We start from the raw sequence: 17,842 nt of genomic DNA, 5'->3' as shown, positions 1-17,842 counted from the left end.
AATATATTGATATTTTAATTAAACGTCTCTCAATAATTCAATAGCTAATTTAGCATTTGCTAATATTAAAAATCATGAAAAAAGATAATCATATGCACGAAGCTACCAGGAAAAAATTAACAGGATTAGAAATAGCTATTGTCGGTATTTCTTGTCGCTTCCCTAATAGTGAAACAGTAGAGAGTTTCTGGAAAAATTGTCTAGAGGGTAAAGATTGTATCTCTCGTTTTTCTGATGAAACATTGGCGAAAAATGGCGTGCCTGAACAGCATTATTCGAGTGAAAATTATGTCAATGCCAAGGGGGTTATTGATAATCCCCTAACATTTGATGCTGATTTTTTTAATTATAACAAGCGTGAAGCTGAGTTTTTAGAGCCGCAAATTCGTAAATTACATGAGTGTGGTTTTGAAGCGTTAGGTTCTGCCGGCATTGTACCGTCTGAATATAAGGGGGCGGTTGGTTGTTATTTAGCGTCAAGCGCTCAACTCGGTTGGCAAATGGCCGCTTATGATGAGTGTGAACAAGATGGCGCCAGCCTTTTTTCTGCGTTTAACTTAGTAGAGAAAGACTTTGCGGCAACTCGACTGGCGTACAAATTAGGTTTAACAGGGCCTGCCATTGCCGTCCAGACAGCGTGCTCTTCATCTCTCACCGCAATACACCTGGCATCAAGAGCCTTGTTATTAGGCGAGTGCCAGACGGCGCTCGTTGCCGCTGCGACCTTAGTGACACCTCATCAACAGGGCTACCTACATCAAGATGGCATGATCACTTCTCCAGATGGAACTTGCCGACCATTTGATGAAATGGCGAACGGTACGGTCGGTGGCGAAGGTGTTGGCGCGATCGTGTTGCAACCGCTCAAGATTGCATTGGAGCAGGGACGGCCTATTTTAGCTTTGATTAAGGGATCAGCGCTTAACAACGACGGTGCAAGGAAGGTCGGTTACACCGCACCGAGTATTGACGGACAATTCGAAGCGATTAGAGGTGCTTTGGCTATGTCTAAGGTTGAAGCTGAGTCCATTTCTTATATTGAAACCCACGGGACGGCGACAAAGCTTGGCGATCCAATAGAAATAACCGCTCTGAATAAAGTTTTCTCCACAGTCCCACAGCAGAGTATTGCTATTGGGTCGGTAAAGTCGATTATTGGCCACCTTGATAGTGCGGCTGGCATGGCCGGAGTAATAAAAACAGCTCTGATGTTAAAACACAAAAAGCTGTGCGCTAATCGGTACTTTACGAATCCTAATCCCAAAACAAAACTCTCTTCTTCACCTTTTTATGTTAATACGGACAGTAAAGATTGGGATAGTGCAACCGTGAGGCGAGCAGGGGTGAGCTCATTTGGTATTGGGGGAACAAATGCTCATGTGATACTGGAAGAATATGTTTGTGAACCTCACGATGATCAAGCTTCCGATGCAGTAAAACTACTCCCGCTGTCTGCTAAATCTGAGTGGAGTTTGGCTGAAATGGAGAGCAGGTTAATCGAGTGGTTAGCCTCTAATCCTAATAAATTAGCCGACGTTGCTCATACTTTACAAAATGGTCGTGAACATTTTAGTCATCGATCTGTATTGGTTTGTTCAGACGACAGGGCGACATATTCTACAGCAGACTTCGTTCGCGGTAGATGTGAACGTTCAAACAGACGTATTGTTTTTCTCTATCCAGGCCAAGGCTCGCAATATCAGGCTATGGGGCTAGGTTTATATTTCCGTGAGTCAGTTTTTAAAGAACATGTAGAGCACTGTCTGTCGCTTTTGGACGATGAAAAAGGAGAACAGATAAGAAGCTACTTAATGGAGCCGGAAAGTTCTCATGTATTTCCTGCCGAAATCATACAGCTTGCTATATTCATCATTGAGTACGCGACAACGCGATTAATGGAATCGAAGGGCATTCAGCCCGATATGTTACTCGGCCACAGCTTGGGCGAGTATGTTGCGGCGACTATTTCAGGAGTTTTTACGCTAAAAGATGCTCTATTTTTGGTTGGTCGGCGAGCACAATTGATGGAGAAAATGTCTCCGGGAGCCATGTTAAGTGTGCCGCTATCAAAACAGCAAGCTGTAGAACTATTGGAAGGAAGTTTAGAAATTGCGGCGGTTAATGGTAAAGAATCGACGGTATTGTCTGGCTCTATCGAAGATATCGAGAACCTAAAATCTTACTTGCAACTACAGGGTATTCATTCGCGTAAGCTGAAAACGACCCACGCGTTCCACTCTAAAACAATCGATGAAATACAGAATGAATATGCGCTGGCGTTGCAAACCGTTGCGTTTAATGCTGTCGGCATCCCAATTTTGTCGAACTTATCTGGTGATTGGCATGACAATAATGAAATTAGAAAACCGGTATATTGGTTGTTTCATCAAAGAGATAAAGTCGACTTTTTAGGATGTTTAGAGACGCTTTCTTCACAGCAGGATCTGGTTTTCATCGAAGTGGGGCCAGGCAATACTCTCGCCAGTTGTGTACAGAAGTTCTTCAAAGAAAAACCGGATCAGCAAATACATATTGCCAATATGCTAAGACATCCGAATTTGCCAGAGGGTGATGTCGCCTATTTTTACAGTCAAATTGCTAAGTTGTGGTGTACTGTCGGATTAGGGAATTGGCAAGAGTCGAGCAATCAATCTGGTCGTCTCATTCATTTACCTGTGTACGCATTTGCCGAACAAGAGTTCACAAAGCTCAGAGATAGACTTGTAAGAGGTCGAACACCACAGATTAAATTACCGGATATCAAACAAAATATTTTATATCAACCAGTATGGTATAGAAATTCGTGTGATGATATTGAGAAAATAACACATGAAGGTCAGGTATATGTTCTAACCACGCGTCGTGGAGCTGATAGCAATAGAGCGCTAGTCGATAATGTTTTACCAATGCGCAATGTTATCTTTGTCGATGAAGTTAACAAGCTACCTTCGTTAAATCTAACGGGCTGTTGTTCGTTTGTATTAATCCCGAATGCAGAAGACTTTGTTTGTGATCCAATAGCACATTATCTTGAATGGCTCGCATGTATTAAAGAAATATTGTCCGTTAAGGCACTCGCGGCCTCTCGGTTTATTCTGTTAACGCCTCAAATTGAGAATGTACTCGGGTATGAAGCCACCGATGCGGCTATCTCATTATTGAAAGGCTTAATACAGTCAATTAACTACGAGCATCAAGAGCATTATGGCTATCAAATTGACATCTCCTTCGATGAATTAGCAAAGGATAATTCAACCCAGTCTTTATTTCGTCACTTAGTTAGCTCTGATATTAATCATCGATTGGCAATAAGACATAATCAAATTTGGTTGCCAGAGTTCAAAGCATTGCCGAATAAAAGAATTGAAACTCATCAACAATGTAATGGGTTGCGTGAGAGATGCTTAGTCTTAATCAGTGGTGGACTCGGTGGAATTGCTTTGCAGTTATCACAAAGCCTGGCACAACATTATAAGGCCCGTATTGTGCTGGCATCTCGAACAGCTATTCCTGAACGTTCACAGTGGGCAAATATCAAGGGAAACAAGAAGCAATCGGCGTTAATTAAACAAATTGAGTGTCTGGAGAAGATCGAACAACTCGGTGGGGAAGTGATACCGCGACAATTGGATGTGACAGATAAAACCCAACTTTTTGACACGTTACAATGTCTGGAAAATGATTATGGGGCCATCAATATGGTGATCCATAGCGCTGGCTCGGATGCTGGCGCGTTGATTATGCAACCTGATATATCATCACATCGTAAAATCATGACTGCTAAAGTAGAAGGAACGATGAACCTGCTATCGTACTTTGAAGAGAAACCGCTAAGTTCGATGGTGTTATGTTCTTCATTACTCTCTTACTCTGGCGCTCCTGGGCAATCGGCTTATGTTGCTGCTAATGCATTTCTCGACGCTATTGCTGATAGGCGAGATCTAAAATTCAAGGTCTATTCTCTCGCTTGGGATCGTTGGCTGGAAGTTGGCATGGCGTTGAGAAATATGAAAATTGACGCATCCACAGAAGGGTTAACGAATCAGCAAGGTGAAGCTGTATTTCTACAAGCACTTTCACAGGCGACTCAACAACGACTATTAGTTTCTGTCATACCCATTGAGGAAAGACTAAATACTCTGGAAAAAGAGAAAACCAGTACTTTGGCAGAGACTAAAAGTGGGATCATAGATAAAAGTATTTCGATTAAACAGGTAATTTCAGAAGAAGTACAACACCAGCTCGGGCTTTCTGAAATTGATGAGCATTGCAGCTTTTTTGCACTCGGTGCTACATCATTGGATATCGTTCAAATCAATGAAAGGCTTAAGCAACGTATCTGTCACGATATTCCTATATCAATGATGTTTACTTACAGCACCGTGTCGAAACTAGAAAATGCGGTAGCATCTAAGTTGAATAACACTCAAGAAAGTGAAGTGGCATCATTACAACCTCGCACTTCAGCGAGCCAACTTGCAAAGCAAAGAATGAAGAATAAGAGGGTAAAGAAATCAGTTAATTACGCAGCATAAAATGTCAGATCTCAGACCTTCCTTCGCAGAGCATTTGTAAACTCTCATTTTTTCAACAAAAGTCTCATAAGGCGTTTTACCTTTCTAGCTCCCATGTCGTCTGTGGTACATGTGGTCTATGATGGTTGTAAAACGCCTTCTTTTTCTACTTTGTAAGAGCTCGCGTTTGAAATCTTGTGGGCTCGCATTTATCCATTTTTTTAGTCAAAGTACCAAAGAAGCACTTAACAACCTTTACCATAAAAATATGTTGTCCTTCTGACCCTAATCCCGGATTGCTTACTGTAAGGATGTAGAACGAAAAGGAAAATATGAACATACCTGTTTTGATTTTCTTGGATATACGTTCAGGCCAAGGTGGGTCAGGAACCGTAAAAGAAACAGTTTGTTTGTGAGTTTTACATCGGCAGTCAGCAAAGCCGCCCAAAAAGCCATGAGATCCAAAATCCGTAAGTTGAAGATCCGAATGCGGATAGAACTGAACCTGATACAACTGGCAAACTGGCTAAACCCCATAATCAATGGCTGGTTGAATTATTATGGGCAATTTTGCCGATCGGAACTGTATAAGGTCTTCAGGCAACTCAACAAAGCGCTGGTGCGCTGGGCCAAGAGAAAGTTCAAGGCACTGAGCAGACACAAAACCCAAGCCTCAAAATTGCTTCAAAGGAGTTGGCGTAGATTCAAGAGGAGAAATTTTCTCCCCTTTACGCATCAAAGTAAAAAAATTCTACTGCGGTTTTTCTTGTTGATCTAACAAATGCTGACGCTCTTTTTCGAGCTGTAAACGAAGCTCTTCTTCACTTGGCAGTTCCAACATGTATTTTGAGGCAAACAATTGCTTGCTGTCGTTGAGTACTGAATATTTGGCAACGGTATGATTGTTTTCGGTACATAAAATTAAGCCGATGGTTGGGTTATCATCACTGCGGCGTTTTTTCTCTTCGTACATGCGCACATACATGTCCATTTGCCCCACATCTTGATGGGTGAGCTTATGCATTTTCAGGTCAATCAACAAAAAGCATTTGAGATGAAAGTTGTAGAACACCAAATCAATGTAATAATCACCATCATCGGTACTGATACGTTGCTGACGTTCGACAAATGCAAAGCCTTTACCGAGTTCCAGCAGGAACTTTTGCAGATTGTCAATTAGCGCTTGTTCAAGTTCACTTTCTTGTAGTGCAGCACTCGGTAAACCTAAAAAGTCGAAAATATATGGGTCACGCAAGTAATCTTTTGCCGATAAAGTCAGTGCCGTGGTTTTTTGCTGCGCTTCATCCAGTACAGACTGGATATTTTGTTGCTTTGCTTGAGTAGAAAGCAAGCGCTCGTAATAGATAGAAGGTACCGATTTGGCGTTCTAACGCGCGAGCAGCCCAAGCCTGCTCAATTGCTTCTTTCATATACCATTGTCTGGTTTGCTCGTTTTCAATGCGGGTTAAGGTGCGGTAGTGTGTCCAGCTCAATTCGTGACGCAGTGCGTCACGAATTGGAAAAGTAATATAAAACAATCTCATATAACGAAGATTGGAGTTATCAAAGCCTTTGCCAAACTCTTTGGTTAAAGAAGTGGAAGGTTTTTGAGTACTTTCTTACCATATTCAGCGCGCGTCTGTCCTTGTTGTTCATCTTCGACAATCAGGCGGCCAATTTCCCAATAAGTTTGCACCATAACAGTATTGACTGCTTGTGCGGCTTGTTTGCGACCTTGGGTTAATAGCGCCCTAATATTGTCTAGCAATAGGTTTGATTCCGGTAATGCGGGTTGATTCATTATGCAGCCTCCATGTCTTCTATTTTTTCTCTGTGTACATCGAATATGTATTTTTAAAAAACAGAGTGAGGAAGAAATCGTTGCAAATGGGTAGGATGCCTATATCACGAAAAATATCATATGCATTCCAGACCGCTTGTTTGATTGAGTTAGCACTCATCATTCATTATTCTCATCAAGTAACTTTTGAAACATGCCCTGAAGTATAGGGGAATCTTAAATCCGGAGACAATCCTCCCTGAATATTCGCAGAGTAGCCAGAGACAGTTACCTGTTTCCAGCCCTCTAAGAACCGTGCGTGCGCCTTTCAGCGCACACGGCTCAAGCCTTACTAAGGCCTGGTAATGACCCGGTAACCCAACGTGCTTTACTCCTGGATAAATCCCTTCCCTTATGCTCCGCTTCGGGCTACCTGATCTGTGCACGACGCTCAAAGTACTGTCGGTATGTCGGATCATAAGGGGTCGCATTAGCTCTGATCTTGATGTGGCGGACGATCGGGGTACTCGCCATTGAGAACAGGTCGAGACATCCCTGTTCTCCCTTCACATTCCTGAACATCGAGAAGAAAGTCCATTGACGTAAACCAAGGCGACGAAAATAACGCTTTTGCTTCCATCGGGCTGATTTGTTTGGATGTCGTCGATTTATCCAGATAAGCAGAGCCTGAAACACCTGATGGTCAACGTAAGCAAAGGTCTTTTTCGACACAACATGGCGGTAATAATTGGCCCAGCCTCTCAACTTTCTGTTGAGTTGCCGGATCAGGTTTTCCGTTTTGGCGGTTGCATTGGTTTTGATAAGCTCTCGTATATTCCTCAGCATGTGTTTGACTGCGACTTTTGCTGGTTTTATCAGCAACTTGCCACGGTATTCATGAAAATACGCAAATGGTAAGACCGGATATTATTGATCTGTGAGTGGCAAGGCATGGTCCGCGAATTCATCAACAACAGTGAATATTAGTGGGATTGACTATAAAGTGATTCTAAGTGACAGTAAAAGTATACCTAGTGTATCAACTTCAGCAGCACAAACTAATTAACCTGAGATTTGCTTAAGAAGGGAACTAAGCGCCTGAGGCACGAGCAAAGTTTTTGTCAAAGAAAACAAAATAGTGGAGATCTTCAGGAAGGTATAATTTAGAAGAACTTTACTTGTGAGATCTCTTATCTCCCCTGACAGAGCATTTGTAACCTCTCATTTTTTCAACAAAAGTTTCATAAGGCGTTTTACCTTTCTAGCTCCCATTGTTGTCTGTGGTACATGTGGTCTATGATGGTTGTAAAACGCCTTCCTCTCTTATTCAGCCAATTTGGCTTCTAAATCTACGTCGCCTTTAGTTTTTTCTCTGATATAGCCTATATATATTCAACATATATATTCAACATTAGCGATCCAGTTTTGTTGACGACGAGTCAATCGAGCTTGCTCGCTTTCATCAGTGAACTTAGCAGAAACATATTTAAACAATGTAGGATCAACGTTTTCAAAGGTATTGACGTTAACGACGGCATAATCGTGACCATTAATCTGGCTGATGACAACAGGTACTACTCCGCACTGGCTACAAATATGAAACTGCGCTGTACCTGTTTCAAAAGAGTACCTATATAGAAACTTTTGTTCTCGGATATTCAGCCGAAGTCGCCCTGCTGGGTATGATGTCCAGACGGCGCTGTGCTTGATACAAAAAGAGCAACTACATGCTCGTGCCGGAATTTCCAGAGGTTCAGGCTCCCAGTTAAATGTAAATTCAATATTCTTACAGTGACAACTACCGGAAATTAGCATGTATACCTCCTCAGTTTTCGGGTCTTAACAATGGTAGGGAAATGTGATCTGGTATTATTAGCCTGTAAATTTTTAAAAAATATACCCGTTATCTTCCAAGTTGCCTCTTTGTTGGCTGCTCTCACTCACCCCGGTCACATAGTTCGCTATGTTCCCGGGGATTCGCTCTCTTGCCGTCGCCATGCATATTGAAATCCATAGGGTATATATCACTGCTCATATAATAACATCGGTTATTATATTTATAATAATAATGACTTTATTTTCAGTATTATATGCTATGTTTTGTGTTTTTTTTATTTGTTTTTGAATTTAAATTTTATGTTTTTTTGTTTACTAAAAAATGTTATTAGTGTTACTATATTTTCAGTTGATATTTACATAAGTTTATTTTTATAAATGTTAATTATTAAAGAGATTGTGTAAATTAATAGCTATGCCAATGTGTAATTTGCCAATGTGAAATTAAAATTATTTTGATTTTATTAATTTATTCATTAAGTAAGTGATTGTGTGCATTTGGTGTAAATTTAACTGGTGCATGTTTTTTATTTTATGCGGAATTTATTCTGGGGTAATGTTTATTATATTGATTGGTTAATAGTCCATGAGCAATAAATCTTCGTCTTTATTATTTATCGTTTTAATGGCTTTTCTTTCTATGGGAGGGTTGGTTTCATCGGATATATTCCTACCCGCCTTGAGTAAAATGGGAAACTATTATCACGTTAGCGAATCTAGTATACAAAGTGCAATAGCTATATTTCTATTTGGTATAGCCTTTTCTCAACTTATTTATGGGCCATTGAGTGATTGTTTAGGAAGAAAAAAGGTTCTTATTTCTGGAATGATTATATGGCTAATTTCAACAATCGGTATTTTTTACAGTACGCATATTAGTGAATTGCTATTATTGCGTTTATTCCAGGGAATGGGTGCTTGTGCTGGTATTACATTAAGCCGTGCCATTATTAATGATTTGATGGGGAAAGAAGAGGCAGCCAATTTGTATCTGATTATTTTCCCTTTTGTGGGAATGTCGCCCGCTATCGCACCAATGATCGGAGGTGTATTAAGTGAACATTATGGTTGGAAAGCCTGTTTTTTATTTCTTACTTTATTTATAACAGTCACGTTTATATTATGCTTGCTAGTTCTGAAAGAATCACTACCAATAAAGAAACGCCAAAAATTGAGTATTAAAAATATATTGGTCAGTACTTACCAAGTGCTAATAAATAAAGAGTTCCTTTACTATGCAGCAATACCTTGCTTCGCTTATACGGCATATTTTTCTTATTTGATTGAATCTCCATTTATTCTTACAGCTATGGGATTACCAGAAAAATATGTTGGTTACACCTATATAATGCTCTCTTTGAGTTACGTGTTGGGTAATCTTACTGCTAAGAAATTAAGTCGCCAGCAGGGCATGAGAAAGACGATTTCTCATGGCTATCTCATCTTTGCTGTTGGAGGTATCGCTTTCACGATACAAATGTTTTTTAGTTCCTACCCATTGATAACTTCTGTGCTAACAATATCAGTATTGACTTTCGGTAATGGTTTTTTGCTGCCGCTTGGTACTGCATCGGCAATTGCCACTCATTCTCAAGCGGCCGGGACAGCTTCCGGCGTAATGGGAACATTGCAATTAGGTAGTGCAGGACTGGCATCATTGCTTATTGGTTATATATCTCACCATGAGCCGATTAAAGTGGCATCTATTATCACCGTTGTTTCCTTGGTCGGTAGCATTATTTATATAACTGGTAATAGAGGTAATAAAGAAATAAGTAAGAAACAAACAATATAAACTAAAATAGGAATGAAAAATGGTTAATAATATAGATGTCACATTAGACAGGCAATAAAAAAACGTAAGATGTTCCCCGACGGACGACGCGATGCGTAAAGTGATTACAGGAAGCCTTGAAAAAATGGTGCATGCCAATCCATCACTGGCGGTTGGTTATGAGCCGTTTGATGATTGAATTCGGTGATCGTCTGGACGATCACTTATAATCAGGCGGCAATTACACAGAATAATGTACAGACTCCTTACAGCGGTACCCCATACCATAACGCTCCGAATTCTTCTTTCGTATAATTTATCCAGTCTTTATCTTCAGTATCTGTGGACTTCTCCCTAATAGCTAATCCACCAGTAGCATCACTGTAAAAAATAAATAATGGGTACATTTCGGGGGTTATACACCATCCAGCAGCCGGTAATGGGTTTTCAAAAATTGCTTTTTTATTCTGGCAATACTTTTCCAAATATTGAAAAACATCCCCTTCCGTATGAAGTGTTGCATAAGGCCATGAGCTTACCATTGAGCTTGGTTTTTCTGGGTATGTATTTTCAACTGCACTTATGATTCCATTCACAGGAGGTGTTCCTATTCTCAGTCTTCCATTAGCACAACCGACTAGTAAGACAGAAACAAAAAAAGTGGTTAATAATGGTTTCATCTTTCTCTCTTATTATATTCAGACCATAAATAGGGATAAAATTCTTTTGAGTATATTATCCAGTCCTTCTCAGAAATATAATTTTGTTTTTCAGCTATTGTGAACGTTCCCAAATCTGGGTCGGCATATGATTTATACATCATAAATAAAGGGATTTTATCTTTTGAAATACACCAGCCGATGTTCATCGTGTATTGCTCAAAGATTGCATTTTTATTTTTACAAAACTCTTTTATTTTATTAAATAATATGGGTTTAACATGAAGTTCCACGACTTTATTTAATTTAAATCGGTGTGATGAATACTGTGGATACTCTGATTCTAAGAAGCTTACTACTCCATTTTTTAAAGGTTCGCCTTGTTTGAAAGTTACGCACCCAGATAACAAAAATATTACAAAAATAGAGGCTATTATTGGGCGCATTGCATATTTTCCTTAAAATAATAAATTTAGCTTAAATTTCATAACCCAATTTTATCTTATCTCTAATTATTTTCAAGTTATAGAGGCTGGTAATAGATGAGCTCTTTGGCGCATAGAATCTTCCCAAAAGTGGTATCAAGTACCCAGAGGAAAATATTCACTATCTGTGGTAACGCAGTGTCTGAACCAATAACAAGATTATTAGAGGTAGAGTAAGCGATACCATATGCATACATTTTAGAGAAAAATGATGTTCAAGTATGGTTACCGAGGGACTTTGTCGTTTCAGTATACTTGCTCCCGGCTTAATTTCTCAACTGAAGATCATCATAATGCAGCTGCAAGCGATGCTCTTGCTTTCTCAACACGCAGAGCACTTGTATTCATTTTTTCCCGTAGCTAAATATTTCTTATACCGTTTGGACTCAGCACTATCTGATAATTAGCCCTCAGCTGAGCTGCCTCAGCGACATTATCCAGTTTGTCCTCTAATTCTAAATAAACTATATGGACACCGACTTAATTCAAGTAGGTGAGTAAATTTTTTTTGACAATGTAGTCGCAAACATATATTTGGCTTCAATGAGCCCTGATGAAAATCCGCACTCTCTGCCCTCATTATTTCAACAGTCTCGATAGACTGACTTATTTACCAGGTTTACAGAGAGTCGGTACTACCTGTCAATACATCTACTTAACCTCAGCTTCGTTTAAGAATAGCGATATCACAATCCCGTAAATTCAAGCTCGGTTTTTTAGGTTGGAATGTATAAGAAATTAAGCCTGCGACGATTTCCAATAAAAAACCGAGCTGACTGCGGTGTCTTGAATGCTCTATTTGAGAAATATTTTTGAGCTGCTCCACGACCGTTTCTATCAGAAATCGCCTTCTTAACATCAGCTTATCCCAGAGAGATAACGCTTTTGCCTTCATGTTACTACGGACATGAGTGATTAATGTTATTCCTTCTGCTTCCAGTTCATCGCACAGGGCCTGTGATAAATACCCTTTATCGCCACAAACACCCTGTTAACCCTTGTACCCGCGCTTTGACGGGATGACGATCATCTTTATTTCTTGAGGTCAATTTAACCGCTAAAAGTTCACCACAATCATTGATAACCCGATGAAGTTTAAAACCATAAAACCAGCTTGTACTTGTTTTCCCTCGCGGTGCAACGCCCTCAAATATGCGATGTCGGAGAATGCGGAGGTGGTGACAAACGGCAATTTTGGTTGAATCAATAATTGAAACACTCGCTTTGCCAGATCAATTCCGATAATTTGTTCCATTGGACACCTCTTCATATGTTTGCTGATGTATTCAGCATGGCTCGAGGTGTCCATTTCATAATTTCGCTACACGTGATTTTCTTCAACCCATTGTTATAAACAGGGTTATTAGTAGATAAGGTGTAGCGCCATTTTGGAAAGTTATTTAGTTTAACTACAGTTATATACGAGGTTTTGTTTTGGTCGCCCGTCGAGATTTTATCTCTTAACCAACGCACTTTGATATGGTGTCAGAAGCGGAATTGAGTCACTGACACAAGAATTTTCAATCTCCTCGTAAGTTAATTCAATGTAAAATGCCCTAATTTGACAGTTTGTATGCTTAACCAATTGAATAAGCATACAAAATGAAAATACTTCCTAGCTACATGCCTCTGATGGCTGTTTGCGCCTGGGAAATATCTGGCAGTATCCTCTCTTCAGTCAGTACGACATCATTATCATTTACTCCAAAGGTGCGACGGCGTGATGACCGAGCTGGTGGTACTGACCGCAAGAGTCAGTGTTCTGGGGATAATTAAACCAATTTTTCCCGATGTGTGAGAGTTCCTGTGGGGCACGTTGTGTTAGGGGGATTGAGCAGTACCCCGATGTTTAATGCGGTACGTCAGGATTTGCCCATGATTCAGGCGTTGATCCTAGTGGCGTTGTATATCCTGATACCGTTGATCCTGCTGTTTGTTGCCTAAGAATTTAAAACCGTATTGACGTTGACTTTTGTCGTGTTTGCGTTGAATTTTCTGACATTATGGTGAGAAACCAGTCCGCTGGCTGGACAGCTATTTATTGGAGGCCTTGTACGGTTCAGAAACTCATAGCCTGTCTAATCTGGTGGGTTTTCAGAATACCTCCGACGATTTAATTATGAGTCTAGTGATGAACGCATTGTTTGTTGCCCTGCCGATGGTTTGGCTGGGGGACTTGGCATGGGCGGGTGTTCGGATAGGTGATATTGCGGGCATGATGAATCAGGGGGTGGCGTAGGCAAGGTAATCTACGAGGGATGTTTGGGCAGGTGTTGATGCGAAAGATGTTATCGAAAGAAAAATATTGGGATGCGTTTTTCGTCATAAACGGATGGGATCTCTTCCCGTCAGAATACGCTGAAAAATACTTTGAAAATCACTTAATTTATTACTTTTGCTAATTATATTTGTCGTGCTTTTGTTTTTTTGACATGTAAAATGCAGATGAATATGCTTAATACTACACAAAATACGTTTCATTAATGTTAATTTATTACCATGTTGTTGCATTTTTACAGTCTGTTAGTCTGAATTGTCGCCTTTTTGGTTGATTATTAGTCTCATGGCTTGAAAATAAAACACCTTCAACCATAATACTCTCCCTAATATTTCCCTCAAAATTATTAAATAATAATTAAGTATTTTACTGGTTCAACTATGGAAACGGTAGCTCGCGGCAAAATATTCGTAGGGTTGGCCGGATGGGCTGTATTTGCTATTCAGCCTGTGCAGGCAGATGACCAACTCTTTATTCATCAAAAACAGCAGCAACAAGCGTTAGAACAACGCCTGGAGGCAAAGGCGCCGACTGTGCGGCTCAAGAGACCCGACGCGCTCCTGCCTGATTATCCTGATAATGAACATCCCTGCTTTACCATCAACGCCCTGCGTTTGGAGGGAGACACTGCCGGCCGTTTTCAATGGGCGCTAGAGTTAGCAGAGGGCGCCAAAGGGCGCTGTCTGGGCAGGCAGGGAATTTTGCTGGCTATCAACAAGGTACAGAATGCCATTCTGGCGAAAGGTTACGTCACCACTCGCGTGATGGCGCAGGAGCAGGATCTGACGCAGGGAGTGCTGACGCTGACGCTCCATCCTGGCCGCATTGCTAACATCTACTTTGATGAACCAGCCTCCTGGCGTGGGCGGTTATGGAATGCCATGCCTGCCGCATCCGGGGATATTCTCAACCTGCGCGATATTGAGCAGGCACTGGAAAACTTCAAACGAGTGCCCAGTGCTGAGGCTGATATTAAAATCGTGCCCAGTCAACAGGAAGCCACCAGTGATCTGTTGGTCAGTTGGAAAGAAAGTCGCCTCCCAGTTCGCCTCAGTCTGAGCCTTGATGACAGTGGCGCCAAAAGCACCGGCCGTTATCTGGGATCAGCGACCTTGGCGATTGACGCGCCTTTTGCCCAGAACGACCTGTTCTATGCCAATATCGGCAAGGATTTTTTTGAACGCGGCCCCTTTGGTAACCGCTCCCGTACTATTAACTACTTCTTCCCGCTCGGCTACTGGGCTTTTTCCGCTAACTACAACGACTACACCTATCACCAGAATATCGCTGAGGTCAGTCAAGTGCTGACTTACCGCGGCAAGAGCGAGAATACGCAATTTACCGTGTCTCGGCTGTTGTTTCGCAATCAGTCGCATAAAACCACTCTCAATATGCGAGTCTTTCGCCGCCATTCCACCAATGCTGTAAATGGAATCGAGATGACACAACAGCGCCGCCGTACTGCTGGCTGGGAACTCGGACTCAGCCAGCGCAGCTATCTTGGTAATGTCACGTTGGACGCTAACACCAACTGGCGGCGGGGCACTGGAGCGTTTGGGGCCTTGCGGGCGCCTGAAGAAGCCTATCACGAGGGTAGCGCCCGTACTGGTATTGCCTTGGGTGATGTCAGTTTGAATATCCCTTTCGCCTGGGGTAAGCAGCCTTGGCGTTATTACACCAGCGTACGCTGGCAGTGGAGCCCACATCCTCTGACACCGCAGGACCGGATGTCTATTGCCGGGCGTTACACCGTGCGCGGGTTTGACGGCGAGCAGATGCTGTCCGGCGAAAAAGGGCTGCTCTGGCGTAATGAGCTGGCCTGGAATGTGTTGTCGCGAGGTCATGAACTTTACTGGGCAACAGACTACGGTCGTGTGGATGGGCAGGGCACCCGTCATCTTGCTGGGCATCAGCTGGCAGGCAGCGCCTTGGGTATACGTGGCATGCTGTGGGGGCGGTTCCATTACGACCTGTTTGCTGGGGTGCCGCTCTACAAACCAAAAGGTTTTCACACCCCGGGAGTGAGTAGCGGTTTCAGTGTTAACCTAGAAATCTGATGGCACTGGTCAACCTTGTTACAAGCACACGTTGCCTTTTATTTAACTCGGACATGATTTATGAACAAACAGTGTTATTGCCTTATCTACAGCCGTACGCACGGTGAACTGCGGGTGGTATCGGAACTGGCTCGCGGCTGTAGTACCACGACTGGGCGACGCCGCGGCGTATCGCGCCTATGGGTGACGGTGCGCCGTGCACTGTGGTTGCTGGGGATGGCGCTGTTTGCCGGACAAGCGTCGGCTGGTGGCATTGTGGCTGACGGACAGGCGGCGCCTGCCATGCGGCCGGGAGTCATAGTAACCCAAAACGGCTTGCCGCAGGTCAATATCAATGCACCTAACCAGGCAGGGGTATCGCATAATTCCTATAAACAATTTGATGTTGACCAGAGAGGAGCCATTCTCAACAACTCAGCGGTAATGACCTCCACCCAACTGGCCGGGATGATACAGGGCAACCCCCGGCTTGACCCGAACGCTGCGTCGGCCCAGATCATTATTAATGAGGTAAACAGCAACAATCCCAGCCAGCTGCGGGGTTTTCTGGAGGTAGCCGGCGGTAGGGCGCAGGTGATTGTGGCCAACCCGTCGGGAATTGTGTGTAACGGTTGTGGCACCATCAATGCCGGACGCATGACGCTGACTACAGGTAAGCCGCAATTGAACGCTGACGGCAGTCTAGCGGGGTATCAGGTAGAGCGTGGTTTGGTGCATATTGGGAGTGGTGGACTTAACGGTGACCCTCGCCATGACACCAAGTATGTCGATATTCTGGCGCAGGCGGTGGCAGTGAATGCTGGCGTTTGGGCCAAAGAGGAACTCTCAGTGGTAGCGGGCCGTAACCGCATCAGTGCGGACGGTAAGACGGTTATGTCGCTGGGCGCGGATGATAAGGCCCCCGAGTTGGCTATAGACATGGGACAGATGGGCGGCATGTACAGCGGCCATATCCGCATGATAGGCACTGATGCGGGCGTAGGTGTGCGTAATCAGGGGGGACACTTGCAGGCAGGCAAAACGCTGTTCGTAAGCAGCGAAGGCCGACTCAGCTGGCAGTCGGAGGCTATGGAAGCCGTCACTCAAGCCAGTGGCGACGTCACCCTGACCGCTAGAGACGGTATTGAACATCACGGCAAACTGCACAGTGGCGGGAAGCTTGTTGTACAAAGCCGCGAAGGTGGCATTCGTCAGTCAGGTACCCTGGCGGCAGTTGGTGACATCCAGTTGGTGTCTGACCGGGGCATTCAGAGCAGTGGGCACTTGCTGGCAGGCAGTGATGTAAACAGTACGCTGATGCGCGAGGCGGATTTGGTACTGAGCAGTCGGAGCGATATCCAAGCTAGCGGCAGTCTGCTGAGTAAAAGAGATGTCAACGTGACTGGTTATAGGGTTGATGTCAGTCAAAGCAGTCTGGCGGCCAACCGTGTCGTGATTACGGCACAAGTCGGCGGTGTTGCCTTGCAACAGGCAAAGGTCGACAGTCGGCAACTCACGGTGAACACCACGGGTAATATTGAGGCGCAGCAGGCGCAGGTACGTGCTGGCCGTTGGGCGGTTGATGCTGATAGCCTGTTCACTCAAGGTGCTGTCTGGTCCCAAGTTGACGCCGGGGAAAGTCGTTTTGCGCTGACCGGTGCGTTGGATAACACCGAAGGCAGCATTGAAACCCGGCAACTCAGTCTGAATGCCGCCTCCATGAACAACCGGCAGGGACGTCTGGTGGCGCTCGACGGTATGGCGCAACACTGGCGGGTGAGCGGCTTGTTGGACAATAGCGACGGCGGTGTGGTGGGTAGCAACGGTAGTTTGCTTCTTGAGGCAGGGAGTCTGGATAACCAGTATGGTACGCTACAGAGCCAGTCAGCACTGAGTATCATGGCGGGAGTGGATATCAATAACGGCCAGGGCAAGCTGCTGGCCGGTCAACAGCTGACTTTGAACGCCGTCGGCAGCGTCGATAACCAGTTTGGGGACGTGAGCGGCGAACATCTGCATCTGACGGCCCAAAGCCTGAATAATACGCAGGGCAAGGTAGTTAGTCAGGGACGTTTACAACTTGACACCCGTCAGGCAATTGATAATCAGCGCGGTACGTTGCAGAGTCAGTCGGCACTAAGCATCACGTCGGGGGCGGATATCAATAACGGTCAGGGCAAACTGCTGGCTGGTCAACAGCTGACCTTGAACATCACTGGCAGTGTTGATAACCAGTCCGGAGGAATGAGCGGCGAAAACCTACAGCTGACGGCACAGAGTCTGAATAATACACAGGGTAAGGTGGTCAGTCAGGGGCGTTTGCAGCTTGACGCCTATCAATCGATTGACAATCAGTACGGGCTGGTCGAGGCCGGTGATGCGCTGGATATCCGCACCGACGGCAGCTGGAATAACCGCGGCGGTATCGCACAAGGAAGTAAGCAGGTTGTAGTCTCCGTGCATGGCATCGACAACACCGA

At 43.7% G+C, this 17,842-nt stretch carries 10 protein-coding genes and 4 pseudogenes; 7 read left to right on the top strand and 7 right to left on the bottom strand.

Going from position 1 to position 17,842, the window contains the following annotated elements; genetic code table 11:
* Positions 1-92: 92 nt before the first annotated feature.
* Together OO184_RS12580 and OO184_RS12575 are read left to right on the top strand one after the other, a co-directional pair.
* Positions 93-4,535: a type I polyketide synthase gene (locus tag OO184_RS12580; protein ID WP_265379477.1), complete on the top strand. Its 4,443-nt coding sequence runs from the start codon at positions 93-95 to the stop codon at positions 4,533-4,535.
* Between the two features lie 433 nt (positions 4,536-4,968).
* Positions 4,969-5,292, top strand: coding sequence for a group II intron maturase-specific domain-containing protein (locus OO184_RS12575; RefSeq protein WP_265379509.1), 324 nt, complete (start codon positions 4,969-4,971; stop codon positions 5,290-5,292).
* On the opposite strand, the gene OO184_RS12570 is transcribed toward OO184_RS12575, so the two are convergent.
* From OO184_RS12570 to OO184_RS12555, 4 genes and pseudogenes are all read right to left on the bottom strand, one after another.
* Positions 5,266-5,865, bottom strand: coding sequence for a PDDEXK nuclease domain-containing protein (locus OO184_RS12570; protein WP_265379476.1), 600 nt, complete (start codon positions 5,863-5,865; stop codon positions 5,266-5,268). The two genes, OO184_RS12575 and OO184_RS12570, sit on opposite strands and share 27 nt — an antisense overlap.
* Positions 5,816-6,213: pseudogene (locus OO184_RS12565) on the bottom strand (DUF1016 N-terminal domain-containing protein). Before OO184_RS12565 ends, OO184_RS12570 begins: the two are co-directional and overlap by 50 nt.
* A gap of 510 nt (positions 6,214-6,723) precedes the next feature.
* Positions 6,724-7,140 (bottom strand): group II intron maturase-specific domain-containing protein, encoded by a 417-nt coding sequence (locus OO184_RS12560; protein WP_265379475.1) that lies wholly within the window; start codon positions 7,138-7,140, stop codon positions 6,724-6,726.
* A 546-nt stretch (positions 7,141-7,686) separates the two neighbouring features.
* Complete coding sequence (locus tag OO184_RS12555) at positions 7,687-8,109, bottom strand: GFA family protein (protein ID WP_265379474.1); 423 nt, start codon at positions 8,107-8,109, stop codon at positions 7,687-7,689.
* A 607-nt stretch (positions 8,110-8,716) separates the two neighbouring features.
* Here OO184_RS12555 and OO184_RS12550 point away from each other — a divergent pair.
* Entirely contained in the window at positions 8,717-9,925 is a 1,209-nt protein-coding gene (locus OO184_RS12550) for a multidrug effflux MFS transporter (protein WP_265379473.1), read from the top strand.
* 245 nt (positions 9,926-10,170) lie between these two features.
* Here OO184_RS12550 and OO184_RS12545 read toward each other — a convergent pair whose 3' ends face one another.
* The 3 genes and pseudogenes from OO184_RS12545 to OO184_RS12535 form a co-directional block, all read right to left on the bottom strand.
* Positions 10,171-10,584, bottom strand: a complete 414-nt coding sequence (locus OO184_RS12545; protein WP_265379472.1) for a hypothetical protein — start codon at positions 10,582-10,584, stop codon at positions 10,171-10,173.
* Positions 10,581-11,009, bottom strand: coding sequence for a hypothetical protein (locus OO184_RS12540; protein ID WP_265379471.1), 429 nt, complete (start codon positions 11,007-11,009; stop codon positions 10,581-10,583). The genes OO184_RS12545 and OO184_RS12540 overlap by 4 nt, the downstream gene beginning before the upstream one ends.
* Positions 11,010-11,709: 700 nt before the next feature.
* Positions 11,710-12,265, bottom strand: a pseudogene (locus OO184_RS12535) (IS982 family transposase); the annotation flags it as partial.
* Positions 12,266-12,667: 402 nt separating this feature from the next.
* Between OO184_RS12535 and OO184_RS12530 the strand changes: the two are divergent.
* The 4 genes and pseudogenes from OO184_RS12530 to OO184_RS12515 all read left to right on the top strand — a co-directional run.
* Positions 12,668-12,843, top strand: a pseudogene (locus OO184_RS12530) (ParA family protein); the annotation flags it as partial.
* 11 nt (positions 12,844-12,854) lie between these two features.
* Positions 12,855-13,287: pseudogene (locus OO184_RS12525) on the top strand (conjugal transfer protein TraG N-terminal domain-containing protein); the annotation flags it as partial.
* A 419-nt stretch (positions 13,288-13,706) separates the two neighbouring features.
* The gene (locus OO184_RS12520; protein ID WP_265379470.1) at positions 13,707-15,383 is read left to right on the top strand and encodes a ShlB/FhaC/HecB family hemolysin secretion/activation protein; all 1,677 of its coding nucleotides are present in this window, start codon (positions 13,707-13,709) and stop codon (positions 15,381-15,383) included.
* 60 nt (positions 15,384-15,443) lie between these two features.
* A partial coding sequence (locus OO184_RS12515) for a two-partner secretion domain-containing protein (RefSeq protein ID WP_265379469.1) occupies positions 15,444-17,842 on the top strand: 2,399 nt, incomplete at its 3' end.

This window comes from Photorhabdus aballayi, from assembly GCF_026153155.1.
Lineage (GTDB): Bacteria > Pseudomonadota > Gammaproteobacteria > Enterobacterales > Enterobacteriaceae > Photorhabdus > Photorhabdus luminescens.
The sequence above is the reverse complement of the archived record's forward strand: the minus strand, read 5'-3'. Positions and strand labels throughout refer to the sequence as shown.